Annotated in this window: 11 protein-coding genes; 4 read left to right on the top strand and 7 right to left on the bottom strand. The window is 72.4% G+C overall.

Going from position 1 to position 14,490, the window contains the following annotated elements:
• The first annotated feature begins 98 nt into the window (after positions 1–98).
• Positions 99–1,421: a D-arabinono-1,4-lactone oxidase gene (locus tag V1634_RS00860; protein WP_331205780.1), complete on the top strand. Its 1,323-nt coding sequence runs from the start codon at positions 99–101 to the stop codon at positions 1,419–1,421.
• Positions 1,422–1,473: 52 nt separating this feature from the next.
• Complete coding sequence (locus V1634_RS00855; protein WP_331205779.1) at positions 1,474–2,400, top strand: GNAT family N-acetyltransferase; 927 nt, start codon at positions 1,474–1,476, stop codon at positions 2,398–2,400.
• A 16-nt stretch (positions 2,401–2,416) separates the two neighbouring features.
• Here V1634_RS00855 and topA read toward each other — a convergent pair whose 3' ends face one another.
• The 6 genes from topA to V1634_RS00825 all read right to left on the bottom strand — a co-directional run bounded on the left by topA (position 2,417) and on the right by V1634_RS00825 (position 10,766).
• The gene (gene topA / locus V1634_RS00850) at positions 2,417–5,296 is read right to left on the bottom strand and encodes a type I DNA topoisomerase (protein WP_331206095.1); all 2,880 of its coding nucleotides are present in this window, start codon (positions 5,294–5,296) and stop codon (positions 2,417–2,419) included.
• A 371-nt stretch (positions 5,297–5,667) separates the two neighbouring features.
• On the bottom strand, positions 5,668–6,357 hold the full coding sequence (locus tag V1634_RS00845; RefSeq protein ID WP_407951699.1) for a hypothetical protein: 690 nt from the start codon (positions 6,355–6,357) through the stop codon (positions 5,668–5,670).
• Between the two features lie 176 nt (positions 6,358–6,533).
• Positions 6,534–7,076, bottom strand: coding sequence for a hypothetical protein (locus tag V1634_RS00840; RefSeq protein WP_331205778.1), 543 nt, complete (start codon positions 7,074–7,076; stop codon positions 6,534–6,536).
• A 209-nt stretch (positions 7,077–7,285) separates the two neighbouring features.
• Positions 7,286–9,670 carry a sodium-translocating pyrophosphatase gene (locus tag V1634_RS00835; RefSeq protein ID WP_331205777.1) on the bottom strand — a complete coding sequence of 795 codons (2,385 nt, stop codon included), beginning with the start codon at positions 9,668–9,670 and terminating at the stop codon, positions 7,286–7,288.
• Between the two features lie 285 nt (positions 9,671–9,955).
• Positions 9,956–10,393, bottom strand: a complete 438-nt coding sequence (locus tag V1634_RS00830; RefSeq protein ID WP_101368439.1) for an ATP-binding protein — start codon at positions 10,391–10,393, stop codon at positions 9,956–9,958.
• A 16-nt stretch (positions 10,394–10,409) separates the two neighbouring features.
• Entirely contained in the window at positions 10,410–10,766 is a 357-nt protein-coding gene (locus V1634_RS00825; protein WP_331205776.1) for an STAS domain-containing protein, read from the bottom strand.
• Positions 10,767–10,971: 205 nt separating this feature from the next.
• Between V1634_RS00825 and V1634_RS00820 the strand changes: the two genes are divergently transcribed.
• Positions 10,972–13,404: a DEAD/DEAH box helicase gene (locus V1634_RS00820; RefSeq protein WP_331206093.1), complete on the top strand. Its 2,433-nt coding sequence runs from the start codon at positions 10,972–10,974 to the stop codon at positions 13,402–13,404.
• A gap of 83 nt (positions 13,405–13,487) precedes the next feature.
• On the top strand, positions 13,488–13,697 hold the full coding sequence (locus tag V1634_RS00815; protein ID WP_331205775.1) for a hypothetical protein: 210 nt from the start codon (positions 13,488–13,490) through the stop codon (positions 13,695–13,697).
• A 72-nt stretch (positions 13,698–13,769) separates the two neighbouring features.
• Here the strand turns inward: V1634_RS00815 and V1634_RS00810 are convergent, their stop codons facing one another.
• The gene (locus V1634_RS00810) at positions 13,770–14,474 is read right to left on the bottom strand and encodes a GH12 family glycosyl hydrolase domain-containing protein (protein WP_331205774.1); all 705 of its coding nucleotides are present in this window, start codon (positions 14,472–14,474) and stop codon (positions 13,770–13,772) included.
• Positions 14,475–14,490: the final 16 nt, after the last annotated feature.

The following is a 14,490-nucleotide window of genomic DNA, read 5'->3' as shown; positions in this document are numbered from 1 at the left end:
CGCCGTGACGATCCTGATTTACTCGCCCTGGTACACCTTGACGTGAGTCTAATTCATATTTATCCATTGGCGACCTGGTCAGAGCCGGCGGAGGTCAGATGAGCGGACGTACCGCACCACCCGGAGCCGCCTCCTCCTGGTCGAACTGGGCCGGCAACCAGCGCGCCACCGGCGACGCGCTGCGACCGTCGACCGTGGACGAGATCGTCGCCACGGTTCGGGCCGCCCGGGCTGCCGGCCGGCGGATCAAGCCGGTCGGCAGCGGCCACTCGTTCACCGCGATCGCCCGCCCCGACGACCAGCGGGTCGATCTCACCGCGCTGGCCGGACCGGTCCGGGTCGATCCCGGCCATCGGCTGATCACCGTACCGGCTGGGATCACCCTGCACGCGCTCAACGAGGTGCTCGCCGGACACGATTTGGCCCTGGCCAATCTCGGCGACATCGACGCGCAGACGATCGCCGGGGCGATCTCCACCGGTACCCACGGCACCGGCGCCGGCTACGGCTGCCTCTCCACCTTCGTCGCCGGGCTGACCCTGGTCACCGGCACCGGCGAGGTGCTGGAGTGTTCCGCCGACCGGAACCCCGACGTCTTCGCGGCGGCCCGGGTCGGGCTCGGCGCCCTCGGCGTGCTCACCGAGGTGACCCTGAACTGCGTCGACGCCTTCGTACTCCGCGCCGACGAGCGCCCGGCACCGCTGTCCGAGGTCCTCGCCGAGCTGCCCGAACTGGTCGACGGGAACGACCACTTCGAGTTCTACTGGTTCCCGTACACCGACCGGGTGCAGGTCAAGGTCAACAACCGGGTATCCGTCGACGACCGCCCACTCCCCCGGTTCCGGAGCTGGCTGGACGACGACTTCCTGGCCAACTCCGTCTTCGCCGGAGCCTGCCGGCTCGGTCGGGCCGCCCCGGCCCTGGTGCCGACCATCTCCGCCGTCTCCGCCCGGGCGCTCACCGCGCGCAGCTACACCGCCCGCTCCGACCGGGTCTTCTGCACCCCGCGCCGGGTCCGGTTCGAGGAGATGGAGTACGCCCTGCCCCGGGCCGCCCTGCCGGAGGCGCTGGCCGGGCTGCGCCGGGTCATCGAGGAGCTGCCGTTCCGGGTGCTCTTCCCGGTCGAGGTCCGGTTCACCGCTCCGGACGACATCTGGCTCTCGCACGGCCACGGGCGCGAGTCGGCGTACGTGGCGATCCACCAGTACGCCGGGATGCCCGCCGAGGCGTACTTCCGGGCGTTCGAGCGGATCGCCACCGGGCTGGGCGGCCGGCCGCACTGGGGCAAGCTGCACTACCGGGACGCCGAGTCGCTGCGGCCGGCGTACCCTCGGTTCGCCGACTTCCTCGCCGTGCGGGACCGGCTCGACCCGGACCGGGTCTTCGCCAACTCCTACACCGAGCAGGTGCTCGGGGCCTGACCCGGGCGGAAACCGTTCGGCCCCGGCCCGGACGATGCCGTATACAGGGCCGGTGACGAGCCACCTGCCACGGCTGCGGCCCTACTCCGACGCCGACCTGCCCCGCCTGACCCGGACCGTCGCGGCCTGGATCACCGAGGCCGGCCGGTGCGGATACGACCACGTCGGCGAGGTGCCGCACCGGATCTACGAGAACCTCCGGGGCCTGCCGGTCGGCGAGCTGGTCCAGCTCTGGGAGGCCGGAGACGAGATCGTCGGGCTGGCGATCAACCTGCGCTTCGGTGCCGCGTTCGACGTCTTCTGCGCCCCGGCGCTGCGCGGCACCGCCACCGAGGTGGCGATGCTGCGGACGGCGTACGAGACGACCGCCCGGGCAATGACCGCCGACCACGCCGCCGAGCCGTACGTGCTGACCGACGTCTTCGACTGCGACACGACCCGGATCCGGCTGCTCGAAGAACTCGGCTTCACCCGGTTCCGCACCTGGGACGACGTCACCGTCCGGGACCTCGCCGACCCGCTCGACGCGCCGGTCGCGCCGGAGGGATTCGTGCTGCGTACCGCCCGGCTGACCGACGCCGACGGACTCGCCCTGGCCCGCAACCGCGCGTTCGAGGCGGACTGGACCGGCGAGCTTTACCGCTCGGCGGTGATGACCAGGCCCGGCTACTCCCCGGAACGGGAGATCGTCGCGGAGGCGCCGGACGGGCGGATCGCCGCCTTCACCGTCTACTGGCTCGACGCCCGCAACCGGATCGGCCACTTCGAGCCGGTCGGCACGCACCGGGACTTCCACCGGCGCGGACTCGCCCGGGCGGTGATGCTGACAGCGATGCACCGGATGCGGGCAGCCGGGATGGCGACGGTGACCGTCAACTACGACGCCGACAACCTGCCGGCCGCCGCGCTCTACGCCGGCCTCGGCTTCCGCCGCGAACACCAGACCTACGGCTTCCGCCGCCCCCGCCCCGGCCAGTGACCACGAGCGGGCGAGGTCAGTCGGTCGGGTCGGCGGCGGCGGTGGCCTTGCGCGGGGCGGCCTTCTTGGCGGCGGTGGTCTTCTTCGCCGCCGTCGCCTTCGCGGTGGTCTTCTTCGCGGTGGTCTTCTTCGCCGCCGTCTTCTTGGCGGCCGTCTTCTTGGCTGCGGTCTCGCCGCCGGTGGCCTTCGCCGCCGCCTTCTTCGCGGTCGCCTTCTTCGCCGCCCGCTTGCGCGGTGCCGGACCCTTGGCCCGCTTCTCGGCCAGCATCTCCGACGCCTCCTCCAGGGTCAGCGCCTCCGGAGTCTGGCCGCGCCGCAGCGACGCGTTGGTCTCGCCGTCGGTGACGTACGGCCCGAACCGGCCATCCTTGATCACCAGCGGCTTCTCGGTCAGCGGATCCGCACCCATCTCCCGCAGCGGCGGGGCCGCCGCCCGGCGCTGCCGGGTCTTCGGCGCCGCCAGCAGGGCGAGCGCCTCCTCCAGGGTGACCGTGAAGAGCTGCTCCTCCGACTCCAGCGAACGGTACTCGTCGCCGCGCTTCACGTACGGGCCGTAGCGGCCGTTCGCGGCCAGCACCTCGGCACCGTCCGGGGCCGTCCCGACCACCCGGGGCAGGGTGAGCAGGCGCAGCGCCTCCGTCATCGTCAACGACTCCGGCGACTGGGAGCGCAGCAGCGACGACTTGCGCTCGCCACTGGCGACGTAGGGACCGAACCGGCCGGACTTGAGCACGATCGGCTCGCCGGTCTCCGGGTGCTCGCCGAGCTTGCGCTCCCCGCCACCGCCGAGGAACAGCTCGTGCACCTTCTCCGGGGTCAGCTCGTCCGGCGCCACGCCCTCCGGGATCGGCGCCCGGTCGCCGGCCGGAGTCGTGTCCTCGGGCGGGCCGCCGTCGCCGGTGTCCCGGGCCGTCGGCTCCGCGCCGGGCAGGCTGCGTTGCAGGTACGGGCCGTAGCGGCCGACCCGGACCACGACGTCGCGCCCCTCCTCGTCCCGGAACAGCGGGATCGAGTTCACACTGCGCGCGTCGATCTCGCTCAGGTTCTCGGTGACCATCTTCTTCAGCCCGCCGGACCGGGCCACCGACTGGTCGCCGCCGTTGTCGCTGCCGAAGTAGAACGAGGTCAGGAAGTCCACCGCCGCGTGGTCACCACCGGCGATCTCGTCCAGCTCGTTCTCCATCGCGGCGGTGAAGTTGTAGTCGATCAGCCGGGGGTAGTGCCGCTCCAGCAGGCCGACCACGGCGAAGGCCAGGAAGGACGGGATCAGCGCCTGGCCGCGCTTGAAGACGTACCCCCGGTCCTGGATGGTCGCCATGATCGAGGCGTACGTGGAGGGACGGCCGATGCCCAGCTCTTCCAGCGACTTGACCAGCGACGCTTCCGTGTAGCGGGACGGCGGCTGGGTGTGGTGCCCGGTCGCGGCCAGTTCCTCGGCGGTCAGCGGCTGGTCCTTGACCAGGTTCGGCAGCCGCCGCTCGGCATCCTCGGCCTCGGCGTTCTCGTCGTCCGACGACTCCACGTACGCCCGCAGGAAGCCCGGCTCGGTGATGGTCTTGCCGGTCGCGCCGAAGTCGGCCTCCTCGCCCGCACCGGAGACCGCCCGGATCCGCACCGAGACGCTGGAGCCGACCGCGTCGGTCATCTGGGACGCGATGGTCCGCCGCCAGATCAGCTCGTAGAGCCGGAACTCCTCGGCGGAAAGCTCGTTCGCCAGCTCACCGGGGGTGCGGAAGTTGTCCCCGGCGGGGCGGATCGCCTCGTGCGCCTCCTGGGCGTTCTTGACCTTGCCGGTGTAGCGGCGCGGCTCCGGCGGCACGTTCCGCTCGCCGTACAGCTCGGCGATCTGCCGGCGGGCGGCCGCGATGGCCGTCTCCGACAGGTTCACCGAGTCGGTACGCATATAGGTGATGTAGCCGTTCTCGTACAGCCGCTGGGCGGTGCGCATCGTCTGCTGCGAGGAGAAGCGCAGCTTCCGGGCCGCCTCCTGCTGGAGCGTGGAGGTGATGAACGGCGCGTACGGCCGGCGCCGGTAGGGCTTCTCGTCGACCCGGGTCACGGTGAAAGGCCGCCCGTCGAGGCGGGCGGCCAGGCCACGGGCTCCCGCCTCGTCGAGGTGCATCACCCCGGCGCCCGGCTTCACCTGGCCGGTGGTCGGCTCGAAGTCCTTGCCGGTGGCGATCCGGTCGCCGTTCAACGCGACCAGGGTGGCGGAGAAGTTGCGCGGCCCGTCGGCGGCGCCCTGCACGGCGAGGGTGGCCAGGATGTCCCAGTATTCGGCGCTGCGGAACGCCATCCGCTGCCGTTCCCGCTCGACCACGATCCGGGTGGCCACCGACTGGACCCGGCCGGCGGAGAGTCCGGAGCGGACCTTCCGCCAGAGCACCGGGGAGACCTCGTAGCCGTAGAGCCGGTCCAGGATCCGCCGGGCCTCCTGGGCGTCGACCAGGTCGCGGTCGATCTCGCGCGGGTTCGCCACCGCCGCCTGGATGGCCTGTCGGGTGATCTCGTGGAAGACCATCCGCTTGACCGGCACCTTGGGCTTGAGCGTCTCGACCAGGTGCCAGGCGATGGCCTCGCCCTCGCGGTCCTCGTCGGTGGCGAGGAAGACCTCGTCCACCTCCTTGGCCAGCCGGGTCAACTTGCTGATCTGCTGCCTGCGGTCCGGCGACACGACATAGAGGGCGGCGAATCCGTTGTCGACGTCCACACCGAGCCGGGCCCACGGCTCGCCCTTGTATTTGGCGGGCACGTCGTCGGCGTTGCGCGGCAGGTCACGGACGTGACCCAGGCTGGCCTCGACGACGTATCCCGGGCCGAGATAGCCCGAGATCGTCTTGGCCTTCGCCGGTGACTCGACGATGACCAGACGGGTGCTCCTGGCGTTGCTCGGCACGTCTCTCCTGACCTCACTCACGATCTTTCCCCCTGCGGACCGCCCTGTCCGCGCCCGCCGCCGGGGCCGGATCGGCCGCCCGGTGGCCAGACGTCCAACGTAACGCGCTCCCCGACCGTCGAGTTGCGCGGCCCGCGAAGAGCACCGCTACGCTGCGGTGACACCGGGTGCAACAACAAGGGACGGGCGGTCATGCCGGACGGCGACACCGTACACCCACCGGCGATCTGCGCGGGACCAACCGGACGGATCACGTCGCACTCGGTGGGTCAGTAACCGGATTAACCGAACAAATCTGACTTCCGGCTGTCCGGGATACGACACCGGTCGATCCCTCCGAGCCGTGACCTGGGCCACCCGATCGATACTACTCACGGCACACCGCCCGGCCACTGGCTCGGCGGCGCCGTCGGCGGGCGGTCACCCACCAACTCCGCCAGCCGGGCCAGCCGACGCCGCCCGGTGATCCGGTACGCCGGACCGCCCGCCCCCGGGTCGAGCAGTACCGCCGGCAGGCCGATAGCGGCCAGCGCCGCGCCGACCGGCTCCCAGCACGCCTCGTCGGCGGCACCGAGCCGGAGCAGGAAGCCGAGCGGCTCCGGGGTGCCGGCCGCCGCCGCCCAGAGCCGCAGCCGGGGACCGGTCAGGAAGAAGGTGCCGGGCGGGCGCTTCACCGTGCCGCGCAGCCAACTCGTCGCCAGCGGGGCGAGCAGGGTGCTGTAGGAGGTCTGCACCCCGTGCTGCTCCGCCACCCGCCCCAGCCAACTGGCGGTCAACCCCCGCCGGGCCAGCTCGGCGACGAGTACGTGCACCCGCCAGGCGGCGTCCACCATGACGGTGATCCGGGCCGTCCCGCCCATCCGGACCAGCTCGCCCGGCCCGGCCAGCAGCCCGGCGAGATCACCGACGGACGGATCGGCGGCCTCCACCCCGAAGAGCGAGAGCTGCCGTACCGGCGGAACGGCCGGCGGCGAGGCGGCGGCCCTCCCGGCGGACGCCCCGGACCGCTCCCGTCCCCTACCGGCCGGATCGGGACCCGGCCCAGGCTGTTCCTGCGCCACCCCGACCGACGAGGAGTCGCCCGTCGCACCGTCGGCCGACTCCGGCTGGGCCGGAATCAGCGCGGTCGGCTCCGCGGGCGCTCCGCCCGGGGGTGGTTCCGGCGGCGGGTCGGGTGGCTCGGCGGCCGCGCCGGCCGGGTCGGGCGACTCGGCCGGTACGGGCGGGACGGGCGGCGTCAGCGACACTCCGGAACCTCGTCGAAGGCCCGCTTCAACTCCACCGAATCCAGCTCGCTGGTGTCGAGCGAACTGGCGTCGTACTCCTGGTTGAGGGTGTCGACCGCAGCCTTGACGCCGTCGTAGAACTCGCTGGGCTGCCCGGTGCCGAGTGCCTCGATCGCCGCGCCGGCCCGACCGTAGGCGTCCCGGACGGCGGTCAGCGAGGCGACGAAGCCCTTGGAGACCGCCTCACCCTTGTCGGTGTCCGGTACGCCGGCCGCCGCCACCTTCTGTCGAGCCGTCTCGCTGGCCTGTTCGGCGCCCCGGAGCAGCCGAACCAGGTTCTCCTTGGCCTGCGCCGGGCTGGTCTGCGCGGTCATCTGCTGCTGGGTGCTCCGGGTCAGCGTCCCGATCTCGGCCCGCCAGGGGGCCAGTGCGGCACAGACGGCGGCGGCCCAGGCCTGCGGGGTGGGTCCCCCGGCGCAGCCCCCGAGGAGCAGGGCGATCGTGCACAGGGCCGCCGTGAACCTTCCGGCGGATGCCGTGCGGGGGGTACGCATGCGTTGCAGCGTACGGGTTGGAGCCGGCTCCGCGAGGGGGGTAATCGGCCGAGCCGCCTCCGCGCCCCCGCCGGACCGTCCGCGCCGGCTCGCGGCGCCGCACGTCGGAGCGGCCGGACCGGCCGGCGGCCGGGTGGGCGGGCGCCGGTGGCGCGGACGGGTCCGGGCCCGTCGCGTACGCGACGGGCCCGGACCGGACTTGCCCTGGCTCAGACCTTGACCGTCTCCGGCTGCTGGTCGGAGCTGCCGCTGCCGGCACCTCCGGCGTCCGAGTCGCCGTCGGACATGGCCACCGGCTTGCGCTTGCTGAAGACCACCGCGGCGGCGATGATCAGCGCCGCGACGACCGCGACCCCGATCCGCAGCGCGGTGTTCTTGTCCTCGCCGACGCTCCAGGCCACCACGGCCGGGGCGATCAGCAGGGAGACCAGGTTCATCACCTTGATCAGCGGGTTGATCGCCGGCCCGGCGGTGTCCTTGAACGGGTCACCGACCGTGTCACCGATCACCGTGGCCGCGTGCGCGTCCGAGCCCTTGCCGCCGAACGCGCCGTCCTCGACGAGCTTCTTGGCGTTGTCCCAGGCACCGCCCGAGTTGGCCAGGAAGACCGCCATCAGGGTGCCGGCCCCGATGGCACCGGCCAGGTACGCGGCCAGCGCACCCGGGCCGAGCCCGAAACCGACCGCGATCGGCGCCAGGATGGCGAGCAGCCCCGGGGTGATCAGTTCACGCTGCGCGTCCCGGGTGCAGATGTCGACCACCTTGCCGTACTCCGGCCGCTGGCTGTAATCCATGATCCCGGGCAGCTCGCGGAACTGCCGGCGTACCTCCATCACCACGGCGCCGGCCGAGCGGGAGACCGCGTTGATGGCCAGGCCGGAGAAGAGGAAGACCACCGCGGCACCGATGATCAGGCCGACCAGGTTGCGCGGGTTGGCCACGTTGAACAGCGCGTCGATCGACAGGTCGGAACCCGCGTCCCGCAGCGCCGTGCCCAGCGTGTCGGTGTACGACCCGAAGAGCGCGGTGGCGGCGAGCACGGCCGTGGCGATCGCGATGCCCTTGGTGATCGCCTTGGTGGTGTTGCCGACCGCGTCCAGCTCGGTGAGGGTACGCGCGCCCTGCTCGTCGATGTCGCCGGACATCTCCGCGATGCCCTGCGCGTTGTCGGAGATCGGCCCGAAGGTGTCCATCGCGACGATCACGCCGACCGTGGTGAGCAGGCCGGTACCGGCCAGCGCCACCGCGAAGAGCGAGAGCGTGAGCGAGCCGCCGCCGAGCAGGAAGGCGCCGAAGACCCCGGCGCCGATCAGCAGTGCGGAGTAGACCGCCGACTCCAGGCCGACGCTGATCCCGGCCAGCACCACGGTGGCCGGACCGGTCAGCGACGACTTGCCGATGTCCTGCACCGGTCGCCGGTTGGTCTCGGTGAAGTAGCCGGTCAGCGCCTGGATGGCGGCGGCCAGCACGATGCCGATCACGACGGCGCCGATGGCGAGGATCCGCGGGTCGATCGGCTCCGCCGCGCCCTCGGCCAGGCCGAGCGCGTCGCGCCACTCGTTGCCGAGCAGCTCGGCCCAGGTGGCCGGCAGGTAGACGAAGGACATCACCGCGACCAGGATCGCCGAGACCACCGCGGAGGCGTAGAACGCCCGGTTGATCGCGGTGAGCCCGGACCGGTCGCCGGTCCGCAGCCGGGTGATGAAGACGCCGAGGATGGCGATCAGCACACCGATGGTGGAGACGATCAGCGGGAAGACCAGCCCGTGCTCGCCGAACGCGGCCCGGCCGAGGATCAGCGCGGCGACCAGGGTGACGGCGTACGACTCGAACAGGTCGGCCGCCATGCCGGCGCAGTCACCGACGTTGTCGCCCACGTTGTCGGCGATCGTCGCCGCGTTGCGCGGGTCGTCCTCCGGGATGCCCTGCTCGACCTTGCCGACCAGGTCGGCGCCGACGTCGGCCGCCTTGGTGAAGATGCCGCCGCCGACCCGCATGAACATGGCGAGCAGCGCGGCACCGAAGCCGAAGCCCTCCAGCACGGTCGGCGCGTCACCCTCGTAGATCAGGACGACCGCCGCCGCCCCGACCAGGCCGAGGCCGACGGTGAGGAAGCCGACGACGCCACCGGTGCGGAACGCGATCTGCATCGCCGCTTCCCGGCCGCCCTGGTGCTCGCGGGCGGCGGCCGCGACCCGCAGGTTGGCCCGGGTGGCCAGGGCCATGCCGGCGCCGCCGATGAAGGCGCTGAACAGGGCACCGACCACGAAGAAGCCGGAGCGGCCGAGCTTCACCAGCGTCTCGCTGCCCTCGGTCTCGTGCACCGGCAGCAGGAAGAGCAGGATCACCGCGACCACGACGAAGATCGCGAGGGTGCGGAACTGCCGGAGCAGGTAGGCCGAGGCGCCCTCCTGCACGGCCCCGGCGATCTCCTGCATCTTGTCGGTGCCCTTGCCGGTCGACAGCACCGCCTTGGTCAGCGCGCCGGCGAAGCCGAGCGCCACCAGCGCGATAACCGCCGCGACGACGACGTACGACAGGTTCTCACCGCCGAGGGACAGCCCGCCACCATCGGCGGCCATATGTACGGACATCTATGTCCTCCTGTACCGAACACTCGCGTCGGGCCGGCGGACGAACCGGCCCGACGTCTCCACGCGTGGAGCGCCAACTCGCAAGCGTTCCGCCGGTCCACGGCTCCCGGGACCGGCGATGCTCCCCCACCCACAGGAACGGGACCAGCACACTTGCTGATAACCCCGGGTACTCTAGCGGCCCGTCGTGTTGAGGGTCACAACTAGGACCGGCCCGGTCGCGATGATCTTCGTCGCTGTGTTAGCCGCGCGGGTCTGCTAGAGCGGGGGCGGGCGAGGGGACGGCTACCGTCCGAGCGGCCAGGCCATCCGGACCTCGGTGCCGATGCCCTCGTCCACCGGGCGCACCTGGAGGTCCTCGACAAAGCCCGCGAGCAGGGCAAACCCGACACCCACCGTCAGGGCCTCGTCGGTCAGCGACTCGTCGGCCAACTCGTCGGGCGGCAGCGCGGCCAGCCCCAACCCGGCCTCGATCGGCGCCCGGTCGATCACCCGGACCGTGTACGCCGGCCCGTCCGACATCTCGACCAGCACCAGATCGCTCAGCCCGTACTGCCGGTGCAGGGCGACCGCGCGGGCGCAGGCCTCACCGATCGCCAGCCGTACCTCGTCGAGCAGCTCCTCGGGCACGCCGGCCCGCCGGGCCACCGCGACGCCGACCAACCGGGCGGTACGGACGTGGACCGGGGCCGGGGTGAAGGAGAGCCTGACCCTCGACATCACGCGTCGACCGTCGACATCAGGCATCGGCACCGGAGGAGTCGCCCGACGTGGCGGCGTCCAGGGTGGGATAGATCGGAAAGACCTGGTCGAGAGCGGTGATCCGGAAGATCTTGAGCAACGGCTCCTTGTCGCAGATCAGCCCGAAGGTCCCGCCGACCGGACGCAGCCGCTTGAGCGCCCCCACCAGCACGCCGAGGCCGGTCGAGTCGAGGAAGTCCACCCGGCCCAGATCCACCACGATCGCCCGGGCCCCGCCGTCGATCAGCTCGACCAGACGCTCACGCAGCCGCGGGGCGGTGTAGACGTCGACCTCGCCGCCGACCTCCAACACGGTGTGATCACCGATGGTGCGGGTCGTCAGCGACAGATCCATCAGTCCTCCTCTGACCGGCCAGGAACGCTCCTGGGCATCTAACCATCGACCAGCGGGCCGCGCATCGAGGGCGGCCGGCCGCCACCCGGCCTTCCGACGCACGTACGAGAGTGCGAGAGTGCAGGGCGTGACGTTTCCAGCAACAGTATCGGCCGGGACCGGGGGCGGGGACTCCCGCCCGGCCGGTCGCCCCGGCGCGGGTGAGCTGCTGGACCTGCTGCGCGCCCGCACACCGGGCGGGGCCGGCGGCACCCCGGTCACGCACGTCGAACGGGTGCCGGCCCGGCCGGGCACCGCGGTCGACTGGCCGGGGTGGGTGCCGGCAGAGCTGCGCGCCGCCCTCGCCGAGCAGGGCGTGGTCGCGCCGTGGCGGCACCAGGCCGAGGCGGCCGGGCACGCGTACGCCGGCCGGCACGTGGTGGTCGCCACCGGCACCGCGTCGGGAAAGTCGCTCGCGTACCAGCTCCCGGCGCTGGCCACGCTGCTGGCCGACCCCCGGGCCACCGTGCTCTACCTCGCCCCGACCAAGGCACTCGCCGCCGACCAGCTCCGGGCCGTCGCCGCGCTCGGCCTCGACGGGGTACGACCGGCGTGTTACGACGGCGACACCCCGCGCGCCGAGCGGGACTGGATCCGTCAGCACTCCCGGTTCGTGCTGACCAACCCGGACATGCTGCACCACGGCATCCTGCCCGGACACGCGAAGTGGTCCGCCTTCCTGCGCCGGCTGGCGTTCGTGGTGGTCGACGAGTGCCACACCTACCGGGGCGTCTTCGGGTCGCACGTGGCACACGTACTGCGCCGGCTGCGGCGGCAGGCGGCGCGCTATCCGGGTACCCGCAGGCCGGTGCCGGGACAGCGGGGCGCGACCGGCGCTCCCGGGCCGGCACCGGACGGGCCGGTCTTCGTGCTGGCCTCGGCGACCTCCGGCGACCCGGCCGCGGCGGCCGAGCGGCTGACCGGGCTGCCGGTCACGGCGGTCACCGAGGACACCGCGCCGCGCGGCGGGCTGACCTTCGCGCTCTGGGAGCCGCCGCTGCTGCCGCCGCCGTCGGGTGCCCCGGAGCCGGCCGGCCTCGCCGGGGAGGTGCCGGCTGGGGTCGACGCCTCCCCGGTACGCCGCTCCGCGCTGCGGGAGACCGCCGACCTGCTCAGCGACACGGTCGCGGCCGGCGTCCGGACGCTGGCCTTCGTCCGGTCCCGGCGCGGAGCCGAGGTGATCGCCACCACCGCCCGGCGCTCGCTGGACGAGGCGGTGCCCGGCCTCGGCGCCCGGGTCGCCGCCTACCGGTCGGGCTACCTGCGTGAGGAACGCCGCTCGCTGGAGCAGGCGCTGCTCGGCGGCGAACTGCTCGGGCTCGCCTCGACCAGCGCGCTGGAACTCGGCGTCGACCTGGTCGGCCTGGACGCGGTGCTGATCTGCGGCTACCCGGGCACCCGGGCCTCACTCTGGCAGCAGGCCGGCCGGGCCGGGCGCTCCGGCCGGGAGGCGCTGGCGGTGCTGGTGGCCCGGGACGACCCGCTGGACACCTATCTGGTGCACCATCCGGAGGCGCTGTTCGGCCGGCCCGTCGAGGCGACCGTGCTCGACCCGGCCAACCCGTACGTGCTGGGGCCGCAGCTCGCCTGCGCGGCGGCCGAGTCCCCGCTCACCCCGGCCGACCTGGAACTCTTCGGCGAGGGGGCGAAGGAGGCGGTCGAGGCGCTGGTGGCCGGCGGCGCGCTCCGGCACCGCCCGACCGGCTGGTACTGGCGGCACGTCGGGCGGCCCGAGGTGGACCTGCGCGGCACCGGCGGCAGTCCGGTGGACGTGGTCGAGTCGTCCACCGGCCGGCTGCTCGGCACGGTCGACCCGGCGTCGGCGCACTTCCAGGTCCACCCTGGCGCGGTCTACCTGCACCAGGGCGTGTCGTACGTGGTCGACGCCCTGGATCTCGACGACGCGTGCGCGCTGGTGCACGCCGAGGAGCCGGACTGGTCCACCCATCCCCGGGACGTCACCTCGCTCTCCGTCGTCTCGGTCCGGTCCTACCTCGACGCGGGGCCGGTCGGGATGTTCCTCGGCGAGGTCGACGTGACCAGCCAGGTGGTGTCGTACCAGCGCCGCCGGCTCGCCTCCGGCGAGGTGCTGGCCACCTTCCCGCTGGACCTGCCGGCCCGGGAGCTGCGTACGGTCGCGGTCTGGTTCACGGTTTCGCCCGAGTCGCTGGCGGCGGCCGGGGTGGAGGCGGCCGAGGCGCCGGGCGCGCTGCACGCGGCCGAGCACGCCGCGATCGGGCTGCTGCCACTGGTCGCCACCTGCGACCGCTGGGACATCGGCGGGCTCTCCACGGCCAACCATCCGGACACCGAGGCGCCGACGGTCTTCGTCTACGACGGGCACCCGGGCGGTGCGGGATTCGCCGAGCGGGCGTACCGGGCGGCGTCGCAGTGGCTGTCAGCGACCCGGGACGCGATCGCCGAGTGTGGCTGCGAGACCGGCTGCCCGTCCTGCGTGCAGTCCCCGAAGTGCGGAAACGGCAACAACCCGCTGGCCAAGCCGGAGGCGGTCCGGGTCCTCGACGTGGTGTTGTCCAACCTGGCCAGGGTGGCTCCGGCGGAGCCCGACGACCAGCGTCCGCAAGCTGATCGCGGATAGTCGGTATTCGCATGCATGGATCTATGGGGAACCGGTTAAGTTACGCTGGGAGCGCTTCCACGGATCCGCCTGAGGAGGACGTCGTGGCCGACACCATCGCCGAGACCGTCGAACTGCTGTACACCATCGACCAGTCACATCTGACCGTCGACCAGCAGATCGCGCTCTCCCAGGCGTACGCGGCACTGGCCCAGGCAGAGCGCCTGGACCAGATCCACCAGATGCTGCACAGCATCCACCAGGTGCTGAACAGCTGGGTGGTGCGCCGGGCCACCGAGGGCAGCATCCGCTGAGCAGGCGCGCCAGAGGGACCCTTCCCGGGTACTCCCGGAGAGGGTCCCTTCCGCGCAGCCGGGGTCTCCGCGTCAGCCGGAGACCGAGAAGCTGTTGGTGACGAAGTCCCGACCGCCGGCGGACGAGGTGATCTCGTAGCCGAGCTGGACGTCCCCGATCGTCACGTCACCGAACCAGCCACGGTCGCGGATCCAGGTCGCGATGGCCCGGATGTCGACCGTGCCGGAGTTGGTGTTCCCGGTCCGGATGAACGAATAGACCTGGTTGGACCCGTTCGAACCCCGGTAGATGTCCCAGGAGTGCCCGCCGACCGAGGCCCGGACCTGGAAGCTGCCGAGCGGGCCGACCGGCCCGTACCTGTTCATCCAGAGCATGATCTCGTGGGCGTGGTCGCTGCTCCAGATGTCGTACGCCGTGGTGTAGGCGAGGCCGCTGCCGCTGGTCGGTACCGTCACGTTGAAGCTGCTGGTGACGTTGCCCAGGGCGCTCACCCGGCGCCCGATGTACCGGGTCGCGTTCGGGTACGACTTGATCCCGCCGGTGTTCGGGTGGTCGGCCCAGACGCCCCAGTTGCTCGGCGAGTTGGCCCAGATGGTCTGCGAGCCGTGGCCGGAGCCCCAGATGTTGTTGTAGAGCGTGTAACCGCCGCTGGACCAGGTGCCCCAGCGGTCGCTGGAACTCCAGACGACGGCCTGGGCGGGTGCGGGTGCGGCGGTGACGGTCAGTAGGACGGCGAGCGCGAACGCGCCGATCGTCAGACGTGCGGTGCGCAGCACGATGACCTCCTTGTCT

It is taken from the genome of Plantactinospora veratri, assembly GCF_036421995.1.
In the GTDB taxonomy this organism is placed as follows: Bacteria; Actinomycetota; Actinomycetes; order Mycobacteriales; family Micromonosporaceae; genus Plantactinospora; species Plantactinospora veratri.
This window is presented reverse-complemented; position numbering and strand designations above follow the sequence as displayed.

Excerpts from the sequence above, each read along its gene's own strand:
- V1634_RS00860 (WP_331205780.1), top strand. The coding sequence starts at position 99 with ATGAGCGGACGTACCGCACCACCCGGAGCCGCCTCCTCCTGGTCGAAC.
- V1634_RS00840 (WP_331205778.1), bottom strand. The coding sequence starts at position 7,076 with ATGCGTACCCCCCGCACGGCATCCGCCGGAAGGTTCACGGCGGCCCTG.
- V1634_RS00835 (WP_331205777.1), bottom strand. The coding sequence starts at position 9,670 with ATGTCCGTACATATGGCCGCCGATGGTGGCGGGCTGTCCCTCGGCGGT.
- V1634_RS00825 (WP_331205776.1), bottom strand. The coding sequence starts at position 10,766 with ATGGATCTGTCGCTGACGACCCGCACCATCGGTGATCACACCGTGTTG.